General features: G+C 68.3%; 17 protein-coding genes. 10 read left to right on the forward strand and 7 right to left on the reverse strand.

The annotated features are described in order from the left end of the window. Window positions 1-3: 3 nt before the first annotated feature. From CXZ05_RS19195 to CXZ05_RS19205, 3 genes are all read right to left on the reverse strand, one after another. Window positions 4-312, reverse strand: a complete 309-nt coding sequence (locus tag CXZ05_RS19195; protein WP_102974112.1) for a YciI family protein — start codon at window positions 310-312, stop codon at window positions 4-6. Window positions 313-486: 174 nt separating this feature from the next. Next, window positions 487-1,383, reverse strand: coding sequence for a LysR family transcriptional regulator (locus CXZ05_RS19200; protein WP_102974113.1), 897 nt, complete (start codon window positions 1,381-1,383; stop codon window positions 487-489). Window positions 1,384-1,493: 110 nt separating this feature from the next. Continuing rightward, window positions 1,494-2,822, reverse strand: a complete 1,329-nt coding sequence (locus tag CXZ05_RS19205) for an MFS transporter (RefSeq protein ID WP_102974114.1) — start codon at window positions 2,820-2,822, stop codon at window positions 1,494-1,496. Window positions 2,823-3,064: 242 nt separating this feature from the next. On the opposite strand from CXZ05_RS19205, the gene CXZ05_RS19210 reads away from it, so the two are divergent. From CXZ05_RS19210 to CXZ05_RS19255, 10 genes are all read left to right on the forward strand, one after another. Further along, window positions 3,065-3,850: an IclR family transcriptional regulator C-terminal domain-containing protein gene (locus tag CXZ05_RS19210; RefSeq protein ID WP_102974115.1), complete on the forward strand. Its 786-nt coding sequence runs from the start codon at window positions 3,065-3,067 to the stop codon at window positions 3,848-3,850. Beyond that, on the forward strand, window positions 3,850-4,647 hold the full coding sequence (locus CXZ05_RS19215; RefSeq protein ID WP_102974116.1) for an IclR family transcriptional regulator: 798 nt from the start codon (window positions 3,850-3,852) through the stop codon (window positions 4,645-4,647). The genes CXZ05_RS19210 and CXZ05_RS19215 overlap by 1 nt, the downstream gene beginning before the upstream one ends. Window positions 4,648-4,838: 191 nt before the next feature. After that, window positions 4,839-6,197 (forward strand): MFS transporter, encoded by a 1,359-nt coding sequence (locus CXZ05_RS19220; protein WP_102974117.1) that lies wholly within the window; start codon window positions 4,839-4,841, stop codon window positions 6,195-6,197. 76 nt (window positions 6,198-6,273) lie between these two features. Further along, entirely contained in the window at window positions 6,274-7,437 is a 1,164-nt protein-coding gene (locus CXZ05_RS19225) for a Gfo/Idh/MocA family protein (protein WP_102974175.1), read from the forward strand. 3 nt (window positions 7,438-7,440) lie between these two features. Beyond that, the gene (locus CXZ05_RS19230; protein ID WP_102974118.1) at window positions 7,441-9,561 is read left to right on the forward strand and encodes an FAD-dependent oxidoreductase; all 2,121 of its coding nucleotides are present in this window, start codon (window positions 7,441-7,443) and stop codon (window positions 9,559-9,561) included. Continuing rightward, window positions 9,558-10,406, forward strand: a complete 849-nt coding sequence (locus CXZ05_RS19235; protein ID WP_102974119.1) for a sugar phosphate isomerase/epimerase — start codon at window positions 9,558-9,560, stop codon at window positions 10,404-10,406. The genes CXZ05_RS19230 and CXZ05_RS19235 overlap by 4 nt, the downstream gene beginning before the upstream one ends. Next, entirely contained in the window at window positions 10,403-11,278 is an 876-nt protein-coding gene (locus tag CXZ05_RS19240) for an aldo/keto reductase (RefSeq protein ID WP_180987466.1), read from the forward strand. The genes CXZ05_RS19235 and CXZ05_RS19240 overlap by 4 nt, the downstream gene beginning before the upstream one ends. A 20-nt stretch (window positions 11,279-11,298) precedes the next feature. Next, entirely contained in the window at window positions 11,299-13,119 is a 1,821-nt protein-coding gene (locus CXZ05_RS19245) for an FAD-dependent oxidoreductase (RefSeq protein ID WP_102974120.1), read from the forward strand. 56 nt (window positions 13,120-13,175) lie between these two features. After that, on the forward strand, window positions 13,176-13,508 hold the full coding sequence (locus CXZ05_RS19250; protein WP_102974121.1) for a metalloregulator ArsR/SmtB family transcription factor: 333 nt from the start codon (window positions 13,176-13,178) through the stop codon (window positions 13,506-13,508). A 13-nt stretch (window positions 13,509-13,521) separates the two neighbouring features. Beyond that, window positions 13,522-14,019 carry an SRPBCC domain-containing protein gene (locus CXZ05_RS19255; protein ID WP_102974122.1) on the forward strand — a complete coding sequence of 166 codons (498 nt, stop codon included), beginning with the start codon at window positions 13,522-13,524 and terminating at the stop codon, window positions 14,017-14,019. 91 nt (window positions 14,020-14,110) lie between these two features. Here the strand turns inward: CXZ05_RS19255 and CXZ05_RS19260 are convergent, their stop codons facing one another. From CXZ05_RS19260 to CXZ05_RS19275, 4 genes are all read right to left on the reverse strand, one after another. Continuing rightward, window positions 14,111-14,299, reverse strand: a complete 189-nt coding sequence (locus CXZ05_RS19260) for a hypothetical protein (protein WP_102974123.1) — start codon at window positions 14,297-14,299, stop codon at window positions 14,111-14,113. 435 nt (window positions 14,300-14,734) lie between these two features. Next, the gene (locus tag CXZ05_RS19265; RefSeq protein ID WP_102974124.1) at window positions 14,735-16,498 is read right to left on the reverse strand and encodes a biotin carboxylase N-terminal domain-containing protein; all 1,764 of its coding nucleotides are present in this window, start codon (window positions 16,496-16,498) and stop codon (window positions 14,735-14,737) included. Continuing rightward, a complete protein-coding gene (locus CXZ05_RS19270; RefSeq protein WP_258006645.1) occupies window positions 16,498-18,279 on the reverse strand; it encodes a carboxyltransferase domain-containing protein in 1,782 nt (593 codons plus the stop codon). The genes CXZ05_RS19265 and CXZ05_RS19270 overlap by 1 nt, the downstream gene beginning before the upstream one ends. A 1-nt stretch (window position 18,280) precedes the next feature. Then, window positions 18,281-19,039 (reverse strand): LamB/YcsF family protein, encoded by a 759-nt coding sequence (locus CXZ05_RS19275; protein WP_102974125.1) that lies wholly within the window; start codon window positions 19,037-19,039, stop codon window positions 18,281-18,283. Window positions 19,040-19,124: the final 85 nt, after the last annotated feature.

A 19,124-nucleotide genomic window follows, 5' to 3' on the forward strand; every position in this document is an offset into this window, starting at 1 on the left:
CTCCTAGTTCCGCGTGCCGTCGGCGGCTGCATGAGCACCAAAGACAATGTTCCATTGCCGGATGGTGCGCTGCTCCACGAGGCCGTTGAGATAGAACGGGTCCTGGTTCATCAGTGCCTCGACGTCGGCCTTCGAGCCAGCCTCGATGATCAGCAGCGCGCCCGGATCCTCCTCCGGCCCGAACGGACCGCTCTTCACCAGCGTGCCGACGTCGAACTGCTCCTGCAGGAATTCCACGTGGCGGGGGCGGTGTTCGTCCCGGCCGGTGGACGAGTTGGCGGCGTAGGCGTAGGTGACGGCGAAGGTTCCCATGGGTGTGTCCTCATCATTGAGCTGGTGGATGTTCCCTCCATCGTGGCCATCGGGATTGTGCCGCGTCCAACACTTATTTGGTCAATGAGTATGTGCGGGAAACACATAATGTACGACGGCGAAAGGCGGGGTTGGCTGCCTCAGCCGGCCTGGGTACAGCCAGTGGAGACAGGCTCAGCCGGCCGGTGTCGGGAGGACTTCCTCGGCAACGGCGAGGGCGAGTGCCAGGGCGGGGGAGATGCCGGCCGGGTTCCATGCGAGGCCCGATTCCAGCAGCGGTGCGGTGCCGGTCAGCGGGATGAACAGGGTGCCGCCCGGCATGATGCTCGCGACGGACGAGGGCATCAGGCTCACCCCGACGCCGCCGGCAACGAGCGACAGCGCGGTGTACGGATCCGTGACTTCCTGTGCCACCCTCGGCCGGAACCCGGCGGCCGCGCAGGCGGAGAAGGTGGCCTCGCGGAGCGTGGATCCCTGCGCGGCGCGCATGGTGACAAAACCGTCGTCGGACAGTTCGGCGAGCCCGACCGCCGGCCGTCCGGCCAACGGGTGGTCCACAGGCACGGTGGCGCCCAGCTGTTCGAGGGCGATGGTGCGGGTGGCCAGCGCGCCCGCATCGAGCGGCAGCCCCACAAACGCGAGGTCCAGCGAACCGTTGCGGAGCTGCTGCAGGGCGTCCTGGGTCAGCAGGCCACCGGTGAGGGTCAGGTCCAGGGACGGGTAGCGGTTGCGGAGCGCCCGGGTCAGCGGGGGAAGGGTCCGGTGGTTCAGCGCCCCGGAAAAGCCGATGCTGAGCCGCCCGTAGAACGTGCCCGGTTCGGTGACGGCGGAACGGCGGGCGAGATCAAGCTCGTCGATGATCCGGCGGGCGTGGGGAAGGAAGGCGACACCCGCCGTCGTCAGGGCGACAGAGCGGGTGTTGCGCTCAAACAGATCCGAGCCGAGTTCCTTCTCGAGCTTCCTGATGGTCTGGCTTAAGGGCGACTGGGCCATGCGGACACGGTGCGCTGCCCGGCCGAAATGCAGTTCCTCGGCCACGGCAAGGAACGCCTCGATCTGGCGAAGCTCCATGCAGTTCCTCCTCTGCCGCGAACTCGCAGATAATGCCCTCAAATCCGAGGATTGAGGGCATTATCTGCTCGTTCGCGCTGAAAGCTGTGCCGATTCGGCTGGGGCCGGGGCTAGCGGACCGGGTTGCCCAGCTGCCGCAGCGGGGTCTTGTGGGTTTCGCGCGCCCAGTACGCGCCGGCCACAGCCAGCAGGGACGACGCCGCGACGATCCAGGCTGCCGGGCCCCAGTTGGCCTTGTCGGCGCCGACCAGCGCGGTGCCCAGCAGGGGAGTGAAGCCGGCGCAGAGGATGCCGACCTGCAGGCCGATGGCCATACCCGAGTAGCGGACCTTGACGTTGAACAGTTCGGAGAACCAGGCCGGGTAGATGGCGTTGGACATCGCGTAGGTGCCCGCGGTGATAAGTGTGCTGGTGAGGAAGATCATCGGGATGTTGCCGGTGGAGATGACGGAGAAGTAGACGAAGATCATCAGTCCGGACCCCAGGACACCGGTGATGAACACCGGGCGCCGTCCGAAGCGGTCCGAGAGCCTGGCCATCAGCGGCTGGCTGAACATGGCGATGACGTTGCCCAGGATGCTCACCCACAGCATGGTCGATGTCGGGACGCCGACGGACACGGCATACGCGAGGCCGAAGGACTGCATGAACGTGTTGGTGACGGTTTCGAAGGACATCAGCGCCACCTGGAAGAACTGCGCCGGGTGCGTCTTGAACATCTTGGCAAACGGAAGCTTGACCAGTTCGCCGTGGTCGTGCTTTTCCTCGAAGACCTCGGGCTCCTCGAGGGAGCGCCGGACCAGGTACGCGACCACCAGCACCACGAGGGAGAGCCAGAACGGAATGCGCCAGCCCCAGGCGAGGCGGTCGGCTTCGCTCATGGCGGCCACGGGAAGGAACGCGAGGGAGGCCAGGACGATGCCGGCGGAGATGCCGCTCATGGCGAAGCTGGCGAAGAAGCCGCGGCGGCCTTCCGGAGCCTCCTCCGTGGACAGGGCGGAGGCGCCGGCGGTTTCGGCGCCGGCGGAGAGTCCCTGCATGAGGCGCAGGAGCACCAGCAGGGCAGGTGCCCAGTAGCCGACGGTGTTGAAGTCCGGCAGCGCGCCGATCAGGAAGGTGGCCGATCCCATCAGCACCAGCGTCAGGACGAGGGTGTTCTTGCGGCCGATCTTGTCCCCCAGGTGGCCAAAGACGACGGCGCCGAAGGGGCGGGCCACGTAGGCCACGCCGAAGGTGGCAAACGAGGCGATGAGGGCGACGGTGGGATCGCCCGCCGGGAAGAAGATCTTGGAGAAGACCAGCGACGCCGCGGTGGCGTAGATGAAGAAGTCGTAGTACTCCAGCGCGCCGCCAAGGAAGGCGGCCAGGGCGGCCTTCTTGGCGCGCTTGAGCTGGTACTGCTTCGCCTCAGCGGTCTGAGTAGGGGCGAGATCGGTCATTGCAGGGGGTCCTTCCGCACTGAAAGACGGGGTCCGAATTGATGATTTGTGCGTATCGCGAACAGGCGTGCGACATGCGACTAGAAAAAGCATAGCGCAGAGTGAAGTGACTCACAATCCGTTCTTGATGGCCTGCGCCGTGCCGGACGGCGGACCGTATTCTTGGTACGTCAGAAAAAGCGTGCAGCTTCCACACGTCTTGGCGGTTTCCGCTGGGAGTTGCCGGAAGGTGCAGGGAGCTCATGGACGAACAGCCGGCCTACTTTGTGAAATCGGTCGAGAAGGCGTTCGACGTGCTCCGGGCCTTCACACCGGGCACTCCCCGGCTGACAGTGTCCCAGGTGGCCGCGGCTGCGGATACCACCAGGGCTTCCGCCCGGCGGTTCCTCCTCACCCTTGCCGACCTCGGGTACCTGCGGGCGGACGGGGCGCACTTCGAGCTGACCGTCCGCTCCCTGGACATCGGACGGTCCTTCCTGGCCAACCTCGAGCTTCCGGCCATCGCGGACCGGCACTTGAAGGCGCTTGCTGCCGAGCTGAACGAAACCACGTCCCTCTGCATACTGGACGGCGCCGACGTCGTGTATGTCGCCTGTGTGCCCTCGCCCCGGCTGCTCAGCGTGACGATCACCGTGGGCACCAGGTTCCCGGCCTGGGCCACCTCCATGGGGCGCGTGCTGCTGGGAGGCCTGAACGAGGCGGAACTGCAGGCCTACTTCGAAACCGTCCGGCTGCAGAAGCTGACAGAACGCTCGATCGCAAGCCTCGACCAGCTGCGGACGGAAATTGACCGTGCCAGGTCAAGGGGGTGGGCCATGGTGTCGCAGGAACTGGAAGAGGGGCTGCGCGGCGTGGCTGTACCGGTGTGCCGCGGCCATGACGTGGTGGCGGCCGTCAACGTCTCCCTGCAGACGCACCGGTCACCTGCCGAGGACATTGAAAAGTCCGTGGTGCCGCGCCTGCAGGAAGCTGCCCGGCAGATCGGCCTGGACTACGGCGGGGATGCGTCCGGGCTGCGGCGGGCCTGATGGCCAACTCGCCCTCGGGCGAATCCGTCATCCAGCGCGTGGTGAAGATCCTGGATGCCTTTTCGAAGGGCCGGCCGCGGATGTCGCTGAGCGAACTGGTCCGCGCCACGGGCATGTCCAGCAGCACCGCCCACCGGCTGGCCAACGATCTGGTGGACAGCGGGCTGCTGAACCGCGGCGAGGCAGGCGACTACGGCGTCGGCATGAAGATGTGGGAACTGGCATCCCGCAGCAATCCGCTTGAGGAATTCCGACGCCGGGGCCTTCCGTTCCTCGAGGGCGTCCACGCCGCCGTCCGGGAACAGGTTTCGCTCTCCATTCCCGACGTCGGTTCCGGCACCGTGCTGTACCTGGAGCAGCTGGACCGGCACGGTACCGCCACCAATCTTGCCGCCGTGGCCGGGCGGCTCCTGATCCACAACACGTCGTCCGGCATGGCCATGATGGCGCACATGCCGCGCGACGTGCAGGAACGGTTCCTGGCCGGCCCGCTGGAGAAAACCACGGCGGCCACGGAGACCGACCCGGTGCGCCTGCGTGCCCAGCTCGCCCTGATCCGCGAACGCGGCTACGTCCGCATGGCGGGCGTCCTGGTGGAAGAAAACACCGCCTACGCCGTCCCCGTCTTTGGCGAGGGCAACACCGTGATCGGAGCGATCGCCGTCGTAATTCCGACGGCGGACGAGGACCCCAAGGTGGTTCTTCCCGTCCTGGTGGCCGCAGCGCGTGGCCTGTCCCGGATGATGGGCGCTGAGCGCCGTCCGTACGGCACGCGGCCCTGGCTCCAGGGAACCTGACCCAGGCAAGCGCCCATTTCCATCGGCGTCCAAAGCCAACGTCCCGTTGAACGGGAAGTTCTGCCGCGGCGCTTTTCCCTGCTCCTAATGTTTTCCTCCAGAGCGGCAGTCACCGGACACGGTGCACGCTTACCACTTTGGCCCCACCAACTTCGGTGGCGGCCGCCCTGGAAACTCAATGAGGAGAACCTATGGGACACGTCCAGCCCCCAACCCCCGCCGCGGAGACCGCCGTCCTGGAACGCGCGGACAGCCTCCCGGCGAAGACCCCACGGAAAGCCGCTCTGGCTTCCTTCCTTGGATCCACGCTGGAGTACTACGACTTCTTCATTTACGGCACGGCAGCAGCGCTGGTCTTCCCGAGGATCTTCTTCCCCGGCGGAGACCCGGTGGTTGCCCTGCTCGGTGCGATGGCCACGTTCGGCGTCGGTTATCTGGCACGGCCGCTGGGCGGCGTCATCATGAGCCACTTCGGCGACAGGATCGGCCGCAAGCAGGCGCTGATGATCACGCTGGTGATCATGGGCGTTGCCTCCATCGGCATCGGCTTCCTGCCCACCTATGACCAGATCGGCTACTGGGCCACGGCGCTCCTGCTGGCGGGCCGTCTGGCGCAGGGATTCTCCGCCGGAGCCGAGGCCGCGGGCGCCTCAACCCTGACCATGGAACACTCCCCGGAGGGACGCCGCGGCTTCTTCACCAGCTTCGTCATGACCGGCTACGCGTCCGGCATGGTGCTCTCCACGGTCGTGTTCATTCCCCTCGCTGCCCTCCCCGAGGAGCAACTGCTGGGCTGGGGCTGGCGCGTCCCGTTCTGGCTGTCCGCCGTGGTGCTGCTGGTCGCCTACTGGATCCGCACCCGGCTGGAGGAGCCGCCCGTGTTCGAAGAGACCGTGGAAGCGAAGACGCCCAAGGGCATCCCGGCCGCTGAGGTGCTGAAAACCCAGTGGCGCGATGTCCTGCGCGTGGCCCTGGTCATGCTCTTCTCCGTCATGCAGACCACCTTCACCGTGTACGCCCTGGCCTATGCCACCGGCAAGGGCATCGGCCTGGACCGGACCCTGATGCTCACGGTCAACGCACTCACCATCGGCCTGTCCATGTTCACCATCCCGCTGGCCGGCATCATCTCGGACCGCATCGGCCGCAAGAAGGTGCTCCTGGTGGGCTCCCTCGGCTGCGCCGTCACCTCGTTCGGTTACTTCTGGGCCATCAGCGAGCACAACGTCGCCCTGATCTTCGTCTTCGGGTTCCTGAACATGTCCGTCTTCTACTCCTGCTGGAACGGCGTCTGGACGGTCTTCTTCCCCGAGATGTTCCCGGCACCGGTCCGCTACTCCGGGATGGCCATCGGCAGCCAAGTGGGCCTGATCCTCACCGGCTTCGCCCCCGCCATCGCCACCCTGCTGGCCCAGCCGGGCCCCGGTGGCTGGATCCCGGTGGCGGTCTTCACCGTGGCCTGCCTGGCTGTCTCCGCGATCGCCATCGCCACGGCCCGGGAAACCCACAGGACCCCGCTCGAGGAACTTGGCCGGCCGCGCCAGCGCTGAATTCCCACTGAAACCCGCCCCGTCTCCCACTGAAACCCGGCCCCGCCCCGCCCCGCTCAGAATGAAAGTTGGAACCATGACCCCGTCAGCAACCGCCCCCCACACGTACCGAGCCGGAATTGTGGGCTGCGGCGCCATCTCCCGCAACCACCTCGAGGCGTTCGGCGCCCTGGACAACGTCCAAGTGGTGGGGGTGTGCGACATCGACCTGGACCGGGCACGCGCCACCGCCCGGGCGTGGGATGTGCCGAATGCGGTGACCACGGTGGACGAGATCCTGGCGCTGGGCGTGGACATCGTGTCTGTCTGCACGCCCCACCCCACCCATGAAGAGGTGGTGCTCAAGGCCGCGGCAGCCGGGGTGCACGTGCTGTGCGAAAAGCCGATCGCCACCCGGCTTGACTCGGCGCAGCGCATGGTGGAGGCGTGCGAGGAGGCCGGGGTGCAGTTCGGAGCACTGTTCCAGCGCCGCTTCTGGCCGGCCGCGCAGCGGATCCGCTCCGCCATCGACGACGGGACGCTGGGCCGCCCGCTTCTGGCCCAGTGTTCGGTGATGCTGTACCGCGTGCCGGAATACTACAACCGGGACGCGTGGCGCGGCACCTGGCAGAACGACGGCGGCGGCGTGCTCATGACGCAGGCCATCCACCAGATCGACCTGCTGCAGTGGTACCTCGGCGACGTGGCAGAGGTCTACGGGAAGGTCAACAGCTACCGGCACGGCGACTACATCGAGGTGGAGGACTCCGCCACCGCCGTCATCACCTTCACCTCCGGCGCCATGGCTACGCTGGAGGCGTCGACGGCGGTGTCCCCCAACCTGGGCATCCAGCTCCGGATCACGGGCGAAACGGGAGCTTCGGCATCGCTGACGGAGTTCCCCGAGGGCAGCGACGGCCGGCTGGACCTGTGGGCCGTGGGGGAGAGGATCGCCGTGGAGCCCGTCCATCCCGAGGGCGTGGAGCCGAACGTTGACCTCTCCACCATCAACGGCCAGCTGATTCCGCACCACACCAGCCAGGTCCGCGACTTCGTGCTGGCGCTGGACGCCGGCACCGAGCCCGCCATCACCGGCAAGGATGCGCTGAAATCGCTGCGGATCCTGCTGGCGGTCTACGAAAGCGCACGCACCGGAGTTCCCGTCCGCTTCGCTGACGTCGAAGTTCCGGTCCGCGTTCAGGTTCCGGCCGACGTCGTGGTTTCAGCCGAAACCCGTGTTCCGGCGGAAGCGGCAGGCTAGGCCATGACGGAGCACAACACCCGCCACGCCGGCCGCCCGCTCACCCTGGGCCGGAACGGCCGCACGCCGCGGACCCTCCACAACCGGCTCGCCTCCGCTCCGATGGAACGGAACTACGGGACGACCGATGGGCACATCACGGAGCAGTACATCGACTACCTCGTCACCCGCGCTAGCGCCGGCCTCGGGCTGGTGACCACCGAAGCCACGTACGTCCGGGCCGACGGCAAGGGCCGCACGCACCAGCTGGGCCTGCACACCGACGCGATGGTTCCCGGGCTGCGCAGGCTCACCGACGCGCTGCACGCCGAAGGTGCGCTGGCCGCCGTCGAACTTAACCACGGGGGCCGGACCGCGCAGGCGGCGGTGTCCGGCCACAAAAACGTGGCACCGTCGCCGGTACCGTGCGACGTGGCTGGCGGCGAAGTGCCGCTGGAACTGACCGCGGGGGAATGCCACGCCCTCGTGGCGTCCTATGGCGCGGCGGCCCGCCGGGCCGTGGCCGCCGGCTTTGACGTGATCAACATCCACGGCGCCCACGGCTACCTTATCCACCAGTTCATGTCCCCCATCTCCAACCACCGCACTGACGAGTTCGCCGCGCCGGAGCACTTCCTGAACCTCGTCATCGACGCCGTCCGAACGGCTGCGCCGGACGCCATCGTCGGGGTGCGGGTGTCTGTCGTCGAGGGCCCGGCGGACGGCATCAGCGCCGCGGAACAGGTGGCCATCATGGCCAAGGCGAACCTGGACCAGCTGGACTTCCTCGACCTGTCAGCAGGCAGCTACGACGCCGGCGAATGGATCGTGCAGCCCGGCGAATGGAAGCCCGGCCTGCTCCGGGACTACGCCGCGGCGTACCGGCAGTTCGGGCTTCCGCTGGGAATGGCTGGGAGGCTGAATTCGCCAGCCGTCATCGAGGAGGTCCTCGGCACCGGCGTCTGCGACTTCGTCAGCCTGGCCCGCGCCATCCACGCGGACCCGGCTTTTGTGGGCGGTGTGCTGCTGGGCGAGCCGTACCGCCCCTGCATCGCCTGCAACGTCTGCATCGATACCCTTGGCCAGGGGCAGGTGACCTGCACCGTCAACCCTGCGGTCGGGCGCTCGCGGATTCCCCTTCCGACGCCGGGGGTGCGGGCGGGTGCCCGGGTGACCGTGGTGGGTGCCGGGCCCGCGGGCCTCACCTCCGCCCGGGAACTTGCCCTGGCAGGTGCGCAGGTCACCGTGCTCGACGACGGCGCCCGGCTTGGCGGGCAGTTCGCCCTCGCCGAACAGATGAAGTCCGCCCCGGATTTCCACCGGTTCACCGACTGGTCCGCGGCCGAGAATGAACGGTTGGGCATCGACGTCCGCCTGGGCATGCGGGTGGATCCGCGCGACGTGGGGGCGCTAGCGCGGGAAACCGCCGCCGACGCCGTCGTGCTCGCCACCGGCGGGACCCGCCCCGGGGCAGGCTTCCCCGGCGCGGACCTGCCCGGCGTGGCCGACGTGCGGGACTGGCTCGCCGCCCACCCCGAGGTGCTGCACCCCGATGGTCCGGCCGGCGGCGACATCCCGGAAGCCGTGACCATCTGGGGTGCGGACTCGGTGGCGATGAGCCTGGCCGACACCCTCGCGGACCGCGGCACCGCCGTGCTGCTGGTGGGGCCGCAGGAGGTCCTCGCCCCAGAATCCGGGCGGCGGGCAAAGATCCTTGCCGTGCCCCGGCTCGAACAGAATCCCCGGGTCCGGATCCGGCTGGGTGCCACGATCGAGGAATACGACGGCGGCCGGATCCGGATCTCTGTCCCGTCCCGGGACGGGACAGGACGGGACGGGACCGTTTCCGAGTGGCTGGACGCGCCGGGGAGCCTGCTGGTGTCCCGTTCGGTGCTGCCGCTGGACGGTTCCGTCCCCGCGGAAGACCGCGAGGCGGGACTGTCCGGCGAGGCAGGTGTGCCCGTGACGTTCGCCGGAACGGTGGTGGACCAGACCCCCGCCATCGCCTCCGACGCGGTGAAGAGCGGGTACGACGCAGCGCAGCGCATCGCCGCGGCGCTTGCCGCCGGGACCGCGGCATTTACCGAACCCGCAGCTCCCGCCCCCGAACCTTTCGAACTCAGCATGAACGGAGCAGCATCATGAGCGCACCCCGCCGCCCACTGGGCCTGGCCCAGCTGTCCCTCCTCAACACCGCCCCGCCGCAGCTGGTGGCCGTCGCCGCGGAGGCAGGCTTCGACTTCATTGGTGCGCGCGTCCGCCCCGTCACTTCAGCCGAGCGCCCGTACGACCTGCAGCCGGGTTCGCCGATGCTGAAGGAGACCCTGGCCCGGATGGCCGACACCGGGGTCACGGTCCGCGACATCGAGTTCCTGCTGCTGGACGGCACCGACCAGCGCGACGCGTGGCTGGCCATGATGGAGGCGGGGCAGGCCCTCGGCGCGGCATCCCTGACGGTGGCCGCATCCGACCCCGACACCGCACGCCTCGCAGACACCCTGGCGCGCATGACGGAGGACGGACGCAACTACGGCATCATCCCCACCCTCGAGCCCATCTCCTACCAGGCGGTGCACTCCATCCCGGACGCGGTGGCCCTGGCCCGCGCCGCGGGCTGCAGCATCGTAGTGGACGCGCTCCACCAGAACCGCTTCGGGGCTGTTCCCGGGTCCGCGCAGTGGCGGGACCTCCAGGCGAACCTTGACCTGGTGCCGCTGCTGCAGCTGTGCGACGGTCCCGTGGCGCGTCCGGCCGACCGTGAAGCGCTGGTGACGGAGTCCCGCTCGGAACGCGGTGTTCCGGGCGGGGGCGGCTTCGACCTGGCGGCACTTGTCAACGCCTTCCCCGCCGATGTTCCGGTGAGCGTCGAGGTGCCGTCGGACAGCACGGTTGCCCGGCTGGGAGAGCTGGGCTGGGCACGGAAGCTCAAAGCCGCAACCGACGCCGTGCTGCAGGCGGCAGACAACCTCCAGAAAGCAGGAAGCAAATGAGCAGGGAAGCACAGGCAAGCCAAGCAGTACAGGAAAGCCACACAGTAGAGAAAAGCACGACGGCGGAACTGGCGCCCGGCGTCGTAATTCCCCTGATCGGCCTGGGCACCTGGCCGATGACCGGCGAGGAGGCCACCGACGCCGTGGCCCGCGCCATCACCAACGGGTACCGGCACATCGATACGGCCGAAAACTACGGCAACGAAGAGGCCGTGGGGGAGGGGATCCGCCGCAGCGGCATCACCCGCGGGGAGCTGTTCCTCACCACCAAATTCAACAGGCAGTGGCATGGCAGAGCCGGTGTGCGCGAGGCCTTCGATGCAGCGGCCCGGCGGCTCGGCACCGAGTACCTGGACCTCTTCCTGATCCACTGGCCCAATCCTGCCCAGGGCCGGTTTGTCGAGGCCGCGGAGGGGCTCACCCGGCTGGCCGAGGAGGGGCTGATCACGTGCTGGGGCGTTTCTAACTTCAAGCCGGCCCATCTGCGGGAACTGCAGGCGGCGGGCCTGGAAATACCCGTCAACCAGGTGCAGATCGATCCCGAACACCAGCAGCTTGACCAGCTGGCTTTCCACCGCGAGCACGGCATCGCCACCGCGGCCTACAGTCCGCTGGGCCGCAATGGCAGCTTCCTCTCGGCCCCCGCCGTCACCGGTCCCGCCGAGGAATACGGCAAGACGCCGGCGCAGATGGTGCTCCGCTGGCAGGTCCAGTCCGGCCGGGTGGCCATCCCCAAGTCTGCCGACGACCGGCGGCAGCGCGAAAACCTCGATGTCTTCGGCTTTGCCCTCACGGAGGCGGAAATGGCCGGCATCGATGCCCTGGAAACGGGTGCGCCGCCGCGGCTGGACTCGGACGAATTCGGACACTGAGAGAACCACTGGAGTAAGAGATGACTTTCCCGACTGATTCAACAACGCCTTCCGGGGCCGGAGCCGGTGCGCCCGGAGCAAGCCCTGACACCCTAGACTGTGACGTCCTGGTGGTGGGCTCCGGCGCGGGCGGCCTGGCAGCCGCCGTGACGGCCGCCTACCACGGGCTGAAGGTTGTGGTGGTGGAAAAGGCAGACATGTGCGGCGGTGCCACGGCGTGGTCGGGCGGCTGGGCCTGGGCGCCGGGCAATCCGCTGGCCAGGGCCGCCGGCGTCAGCGAGGACAAGGAGACCATCCGCACCTACCTGCGCGCTGTCCTGGGGACCGACTACCAGGCCGACAGGGTGGACGCATTTCTGGAAGCCGTGCCGCACATGGTGGGCTTCTTCCACCAGAGGACGTCACTGCAGTTCGTCCCGGGCGCCAGGATCAACGACATCTACGGCGGGCTTCCCGGCGCCGGGACCGGGCACCGCTCGGTTGGGCCCAAGCCCCTGAACGCCCGGCGGATCCGTCCCGAGGTGCGCGCCAAGCTGCGGCACCAGCTGTATGAAACCTCGTTCCTGGGAATGGGCATCATGGCCGGACCGGACCTGGCCAAATTCCTGTCCGCCTCCCGGGGCAATCCCCGCGGGCTCCTCCATGCAGGCTGGCGCTTCGGCCTGCACATCCTGGATCTGCTGACACACCGCCGCAACATGCAGCTGGTCAACGGCACGGCCCTGACCGGCCGGCTGCTGCAGTCCGCAGACAGCTTCGGCGTGGACATCCGCGTCTCCACGCCGGCCCGCCGCCTGCTGACCGACGGGGCAGGCAAGGTCACCGGCGCCGTCGTCGGAACCCCCGAAGGGGAGCTGCAGATCAATGCATCACGCGGCGTGGTCCTGGCCGCCGGCGGCTTCCCGCAGGACCTGGAGCGCCGGAAGGAGCTGTTCCCGCACACCCCCACCGGACGTGAACACTGGACGCTGGCGCCTGCCGAAGCCAGCGGCGATGGCATCAGCCTGGGCCAGCAGGCGGGTGCGCGCTTCCGCACCGACGTGAAATACGCGGCCGCGTGGTGCCCGGTGTCGCTGGTGCCGTACCGCAGCGGACGCACCGGCACGTTTCCGCACATCATGGACCGCGCCAAGCCCGGCAGCATCGGCGTCCTGCGGAGCGGCAAGCGGTTCGTCAACGAGGCGAACGGGTACTACGACTACGTGGCGGCAATGCTGGAGGCCACGCCGGCCGGGGAGGAGGCGGAGGCCTGGCAGATCGCAGATTCCCGCTTTGTGCGCCGTTTCCCGCTGGGCATGGCCAAACCGCTGCCCGTGCCGCTCTTCCCCTACCTGCGCTCCGGCTACCTGAAGAAAGGCGGCACCCTCGAGGAACTCGCGGAGCGGTGCGGCATCGATCCCGCCGGGCTGAAGGAGACGGTGGAGCGGTTTAACCGGCATGCCGCCGTCGGCGCAGACCCGGACTTCGGCCGGGGCTCCACGCCCTTCAACCGCTACGGCGGAGACGCATCGGTGAAGCCGAATCCGTCGCTGGGCCCCATCGAGAAGGGTCCGTTCTATGCCGTGCGCGTGGTGCCGGGCAGCTTTGGCACGTTCGCCGGGCTGGATGTGGACGGCCGCTCGCGGGCCCTGGACGACGGCGGCCGGCCCATTCCGGGGCTGTACGTCGCCGGCAATGACCAGGCCAGCGTGATGGGCGGGCATTACCCGGCCGGCGGCATCAACCTCGGCCCGGCTCTGGCGTTCGGGTATGTCGCGGGCCGCGACCTGGCCGGCGCCGTGGAGTACGAGGACGACGGGACCGTGCCCGCGGACTCCGGGGCCGGGGTTGGGGCAGCCTGAGCGGGGACAGGACAGCCCATTGACACCCTTCCCCGGCAGTCATATCCTACAACCAAATGGTTGTAGATCAGCTTAGCGATGCCGAACTCGACCGCCTCTTCCAGGCGTTTGCGGACACCACCCGGCGGGACATCATGCGCCGGGTGACGGTGGGCGAGTACTCGGTGACCGGCCTGGCGGCCCTCTACGCCATGAGTTTTGCCGCCGTTCAGAAGCACGTGGCGGTGTTGGAGCGCGCCTCCCTGGTTACCAAGGAGAAGCGCGGAAGGGAGCAGATCGTGCGGGGCAACCATGACGGCCTGGAGAAGGCCCGCCGGCTGCTTGATGAGTACGAGGCGATCTGGCGGCAGCGCGTCGCCCGGATCGCAGACATCCTCGCTGAAGAATAGGAAGGGTCCGGCAATGACGGTTATCAGTTCCACCAAGAATCCCGAGGCACTCAGCTTCACCCTCGTGGCGGAGTTCGACGCCGACGTAAAGCGCGTATGGCAGATCTGGGAAGACCCGCGGCAGCTCGAGCGCTGGTGGGGCCCGCCCACCTACCCGGCCACGTTCAGCCAGTACGAGTTCACGCCCGGCGGAGAGGCGTCCTACTACATGACCGGCCCCGAGGGTGAGAAGCCCCGCGGCTGGTGGCGGATCACCGACATCCAGGCGCCGAACCTGCTCGAGTTCGACGACGGGTTCGCCGACGACAACGGTGCGCCCGTCCAGGAGATGGGCAGCGCGCACGCCACCGTCACGCTGGAGGACATAGGCGGGCGCACCCGGATGACCGTCCAGTCCGTCTTCGAGTCCGAAGAGCAGATGAAGAAGATGATGGAGATGGGCATGGAAGAGGGCATGAAGGAGGCCGCCGGCCAGATCGACGCCCTCCTGGCCGAGCACTCCCGCGCCTAGCACGCTGCTCGGGCCGGCCAGCCAGCCAGACGCAAAAGCAAGAGGACGACGGCGGGAAAGTCCCGCCGTCGTCCTCCTTAGTTTGTGCTGGCTAGAGTGCAGCGCCTGCGGTGTTCAGGCTGAGCGTGAAGGTGTTCGGGCCGCTAAGGGTGACGGCGACGTCGCTCTTCTGTGCGTTGGCCCGGCTCGAAAAATCGTGCACCAGCGTCTCCAGCGTGTGGTTCACTGCAGAACGGTCCCAGATCTTGATCGTCATTGATTCGGCGGTGTCAAAGGTCATTTTTCAGTGCTTTCGTGTCTGGGCATGGCGCCAATGCGATGCCGCGGAACAGGTCAGCCCAGGAACGCTCGGAGGCCTTAGGCAGCTCGACGAGCTCACCGGTTTGGCCTCATTGCGTCCACCAGGATTTGGTTGTGTTTGAACTTCTAAGCCCGCATTTGGAAAGCGTATTCCTACCGGGCTTCACTCTATGATGCACAGGCGGCGGCGGGCATTTCAACCGATTTCGCCCCAAACGGCGGGTGAGGTTTGCCACATGCAGTCGGGGCGGTGCAGGGCGGGCGTGAGCGCCCCCACATTCAGCGCGAACGTACACTTGAGGCCCTCAGGAAGCGATTCCCAAGGGCCCCAAGTGTACGTTCGCGTAGGGTGGTGGAGCCGGAGACCGCCGTCGTCCTTCCGTCGCCTTCCCTATCAAGCGAGCGAGCTGCTGGTTTATCCGATAAGCGCCAGGACCGAGCCGGACGTGACCACGTCGCCGGCCCCGGCGGCGACGCCGGAGAGGACACCGCCGCGGTGGGCAGGCACGCTGGTCTCCATCTTCATTGCCTCCAGTACCACCACGGGGTCACCCGCCGCCACCTCTGCCCCCGGCTCCACGAGCCACTTGACCACGGTGCCGCTCATGGCGGCGCGGAGCTCGGCCGGATCCGAGATGCCGGACCCGCCGTCGCGAGAGCCGGCGACCGAAGAGGCCCCCAGTCCGCCGGGAAGTGCCTGGCCTGAACGCGCCCAGCCGTCCAGCAGGTCAGCCGGAAGGCCGACGGCGAGCCGGCGGCCGTCCAGGTCCACGGTGATGGTGCGCCGGCGGCCTTCGGGCCCAGCAGGGTTGAAGCCGGGATCGGCCGGCACCTGGTCGGCGAAGTCCGTCTCGATCCAGCGGGTGTGGACGTCCAGACCGGTCTCGGACGTGAAGTCCGCTGCCTCCACCACGGCGCGGTGGAACGGCAGGACTGTGGCCACACCGCCGATGCTGATCTCGGCGAGTGCGCGGCGTGCCCGGCGCAGCGCCTGCTGGCGGTCGGCGCCGGTGACAATCAGCTTCGCCAGGAGCGAGTCGAACTGCGGGGCCACGAAGGAGCCGGAACGGACGCCGGTGTCCAGCCGGATGCCGGGGCCGGTTGGTGCCGTGAACTCGGTGACGGTGCCGGGGGAGGGCAGGAAGCCGCGCCCCACGTCCTCGGCGTTGATCCTGAATTCAAATGCGTGGCCGCGGGGAGCGGGGTCCTCGGTGAGGGACAGCCGTTCCCCGGCGGCGATCCGGAACTGCTCCTGGACCAGGTCGATCCCGGTGGTTTCCTCGGTGATGGGGTGTTCCACCTGCAGCCGCGTGTTCACCTCAAGGAAGGCGACGGTCCCGTCGGCGGCCACCAGGAACTCCACCGTCCCCGCACCCGAGTAGTTGGCTTCCCGGCAAACTGCCTTGGCGGCGTCGTAAATCTGGGTCCGCTGACCGTCACTGAGGAACGGCGCGGGAGCCTCCTCCACCAGCTTCTGGTGGCGGCGCTGGAGCGAGCAGTCCCGGGTTCCGACGACGATGACGTTGCCGTGCGTGTCGGCCAGCACCTGGGCTTCGACGTGCCGCGGCCTGTCCAGGTAACGTTCCACGAAGCATTCGCCGCGGCCGAACGCGGCCACCGCCTCACGCACCGCGGAGTCGAAGGCCTCCTCGACCTCGTCCATGTTCCGGACCACCTTCAGGCCGCGGCCGCCGCCGCCGAAGGCAGCCTTGATGGCGATGGGGAGCCCGTGTTCCTCCGCGAAGGCGCGGGCCTCGGCGGCGGATTCCACCGGCCCGTCGCTGCCCGCCACGAGCGGGGCGCCGGCGCGGACGGCGATCTCGCGGGCCGTGATCTTGTTGCCGAGCTGGCGGATGGCCTCCGGCGACGGCCCGATCCAGGCGAGTCCGGCATCCAGCACCGCCTGGGCAAAATCCGCATTCTCGGACAGGAAGCCATATCCGGGATGGACCGCGTCCGCTCCCGCCTTGGCTGCCACGCCGAGCAGCTTGGGGATGTTCAGGTAAGTGTCGGCGGGGGAGTTGCCGCCGAGGCTGAAGGCCTCGTCCGCGGCGGCGACGTGCATGGCGTCCGCGTCGATGTCCGCGTACACAGCCGCGGAGGCCAGCTGGGCGTCGTCGCAGGCCCGGGCGATGCGGACGGCGATTTCACCGCGGTTGGCTATGAGGACCTTGTGCATCAGTTGCTCGCTTTTCGTTGTGAAGACTTTTCGGAGGAGCCGGCGGGGGCGGCAGTTTCGGGGGCGATGCGGAAGCGGATGCTGCCGCCGATCGGAACCTGGGCAGCCAGATCGAGCTGGTGGTCCACCACCACTCCGATCACCGGGTACCCGCCTGTGATCGGATGGTCGGCGAGGAAGAGCACAGGCAGGCCTTCAGGCGGCATCTGGATGGCGCCGGCCACCGTTCCTTCGCTGGGAAGCTCACCGGTGCGGCTCCGCTCCAGGGGTGTTCCCTGCAGCCTCATGCCCACGCGGTTTGACTCCGGCTTGACCGTCCAGTCCTGGGCACAGAGGGAGTCGATCGCGGCCTGGTCGAACCAGTCCGCGCGCGGTCCGAGGATGATGTCCAGCAGGGTGACGCCCTCCCCGGGATACTCAGGCTGGATTTCCGGGCTGCCCACGACGCCGGACTCGGCCGCGCCACCGGACGGCAGCACCTGGCCGGCCGCCAGCGGCTTCGGTCCTATCCCGGACATCGTGTCCGTGGAGCGACTGCCCAGCACCGGCGGTGCGTCGACGCCTCCCCGGACAGCGACGTAACTGCGGAAGCCGGCGTCGGGAACTCCGATGGTGAGGATTTCGCCGTCGAGGAGGGCGAACGGTGCGGCCACCGGGACGGTGCGCTGCCGCGCCTCTGCAGTCTTCTGTGCGTCGCCGTTCTGTGGATCGCCGGTTTCCGTTTCGCTGGGGGTGGCCGACGGCGTCACGACGGTGAGTGCCGACGGCGCCCCGGCAACGGCCAGGACCTGGTCCCCGATGGCCTGGACTCTGAGCCCTCCGGCTACCGTCTCGATGGCGGCGGCTGATGGCGCGTTCCCGACCAGGCGGTTGGCCCGGCGGAGCGACGCCCGGTCCAGCGCACCGGCGGCTGAGACGCCAAGGGCCGAATGCCCCTGCCGGCCAAGGTCCTGGATGAGGCTGTGGATTCCGGGCGACAGGACGCGGAGTCCGGAGGTGGTTGCGGTGGCTGTCTGCTGGCCGCTGTCCTGGGATCCTTGGGGAGCCAACTGAACCACTTCGCGGACGGCGCGGAACTGCACCCGGTGCCCGGGGCTGGCCAGCGCGGGTTCGGGACGGTCGAGGTCCCACATTTTGGCTCCCGTGCGGCCGATCAGCTGCCAGCCACCCGGCGACTTGCGCGGGTAGACGGCGGAATAGTTGCCGGCCAGCGCCACCGATCCCGCCGGGACGGCGGTGCGAGGGGAACTCCGGCGCGGAACCTCCAGCGACTGGTTCTCACCCACCATGTACCCAAAGCCTGGCGCGAAGCCCGCGAAGGCAACGGTCCAGACCTGGCCGGTGTGGGCTGCGATCACACCGTCGGCACCGAGGCCGGTGAGCTTCCCCACTTCGGCGAGATCCTCGCCGTCGTACACAGTGTCAATGACCACAAGGCCACCGGCCTGCTCCGCCGGTGCCGTGAGGTCCAGCTGAAGGAGGGCCTGGCCGATGCGCCGTGCGGCCGCGGGGGATTCGGCCCTGACCATGACGGTCTCGGCGGCGGCCAGGACATCCTGCTGGCCCGAAAACGGAGCCTCGAGGAGCGCGGCCTGCAGGGCGAGCACGTCCTGCGTTCCGGATAATTCGGCGAGAACGGTGCGCGTTCCCACCGGCCGTACCGCGCGCACCCTGCCGGGGCGGGCGGTGCTTGGGCGGGCGTCCGCGGCCGGCTGGCCGGATGATGCAGAGGGCACGTCCACGTTGGTGTTTGCCATCGGGTCCTGGATCCGTCGCTTCATGCTAGACGAAGGCTTTGATGTTGATGCCGGAGGCGTCGAGCGCCCTCTTCACGGCGACAGCCATGGCCACTGCGCCGGGAAAATCCCCGTGGACGCACACCGATTCCGCGCTGATCCTCAGGTCCGAACCGTCGATCGCGCTGATGGCCTGCCCGGTGGTCATTTGCAGGACCCGGGCGGCAACCGCCTCAGGGTCCTCCAGGACGGAGCCCGGCTGGGAGCGAGACGTCAGCGTGCCGTCCGGGTTGTAGGCGCGGTCCGCGAACGCCTCGGAGACGGCACGGAGGCCGGCTGCTTCCGCTAGCCGCAGCACTTCGGAACCGGGCAGGCCAAGGATGGGCAGGCTGGGATCCACCGACTTCACCGCGTCCACCACGGCGCGTGCCTGGGCGGTGTTGTGGACGATGGCGTTGTAGAGGCCACCATGCGGCTTCACGTAGCGGACCCGGGTGCCGGCCGTCGCTGCCAGGGCCTGCAGCGCTCCGATCTGGTAGACGACGTCGTCGGCCAGCTCAAGGGGGTCGACGTCCATGTACCGGCGGCCGAATCCGGCCAGATCGCGGTAGCCCACATGGGCCCCGACGACGACGCCGGCCTTCGCCGCCGCCTCGCAGGTGGACCGGATGACGCTGGGATCGCCGGCGTGGAATCCGCAGGCCACGTTGGCGCTCGACACGGAGGCCATCATGGCGGCGTCGTCTCCCAGGCTCCATCGCCCGAAGGATTCACCGACGTCACTGTTCAAATCTATTGCATGCATTGTGACCCTCATCTCAACTCGTCCTTACACAAGGATGCACCCTCCGGCAAAAATGTTCAACAATTCAACAATCTGATTGTGGGTG

It is taken from the genome of Arthrobacter sp. AFG20 (assembly GCF_002892795.1).
Lineage (GTDB): Bacteria > Actinomycetota > Actinomycetes > Actinomycetales > Micrococcaceae > Arthrobacter.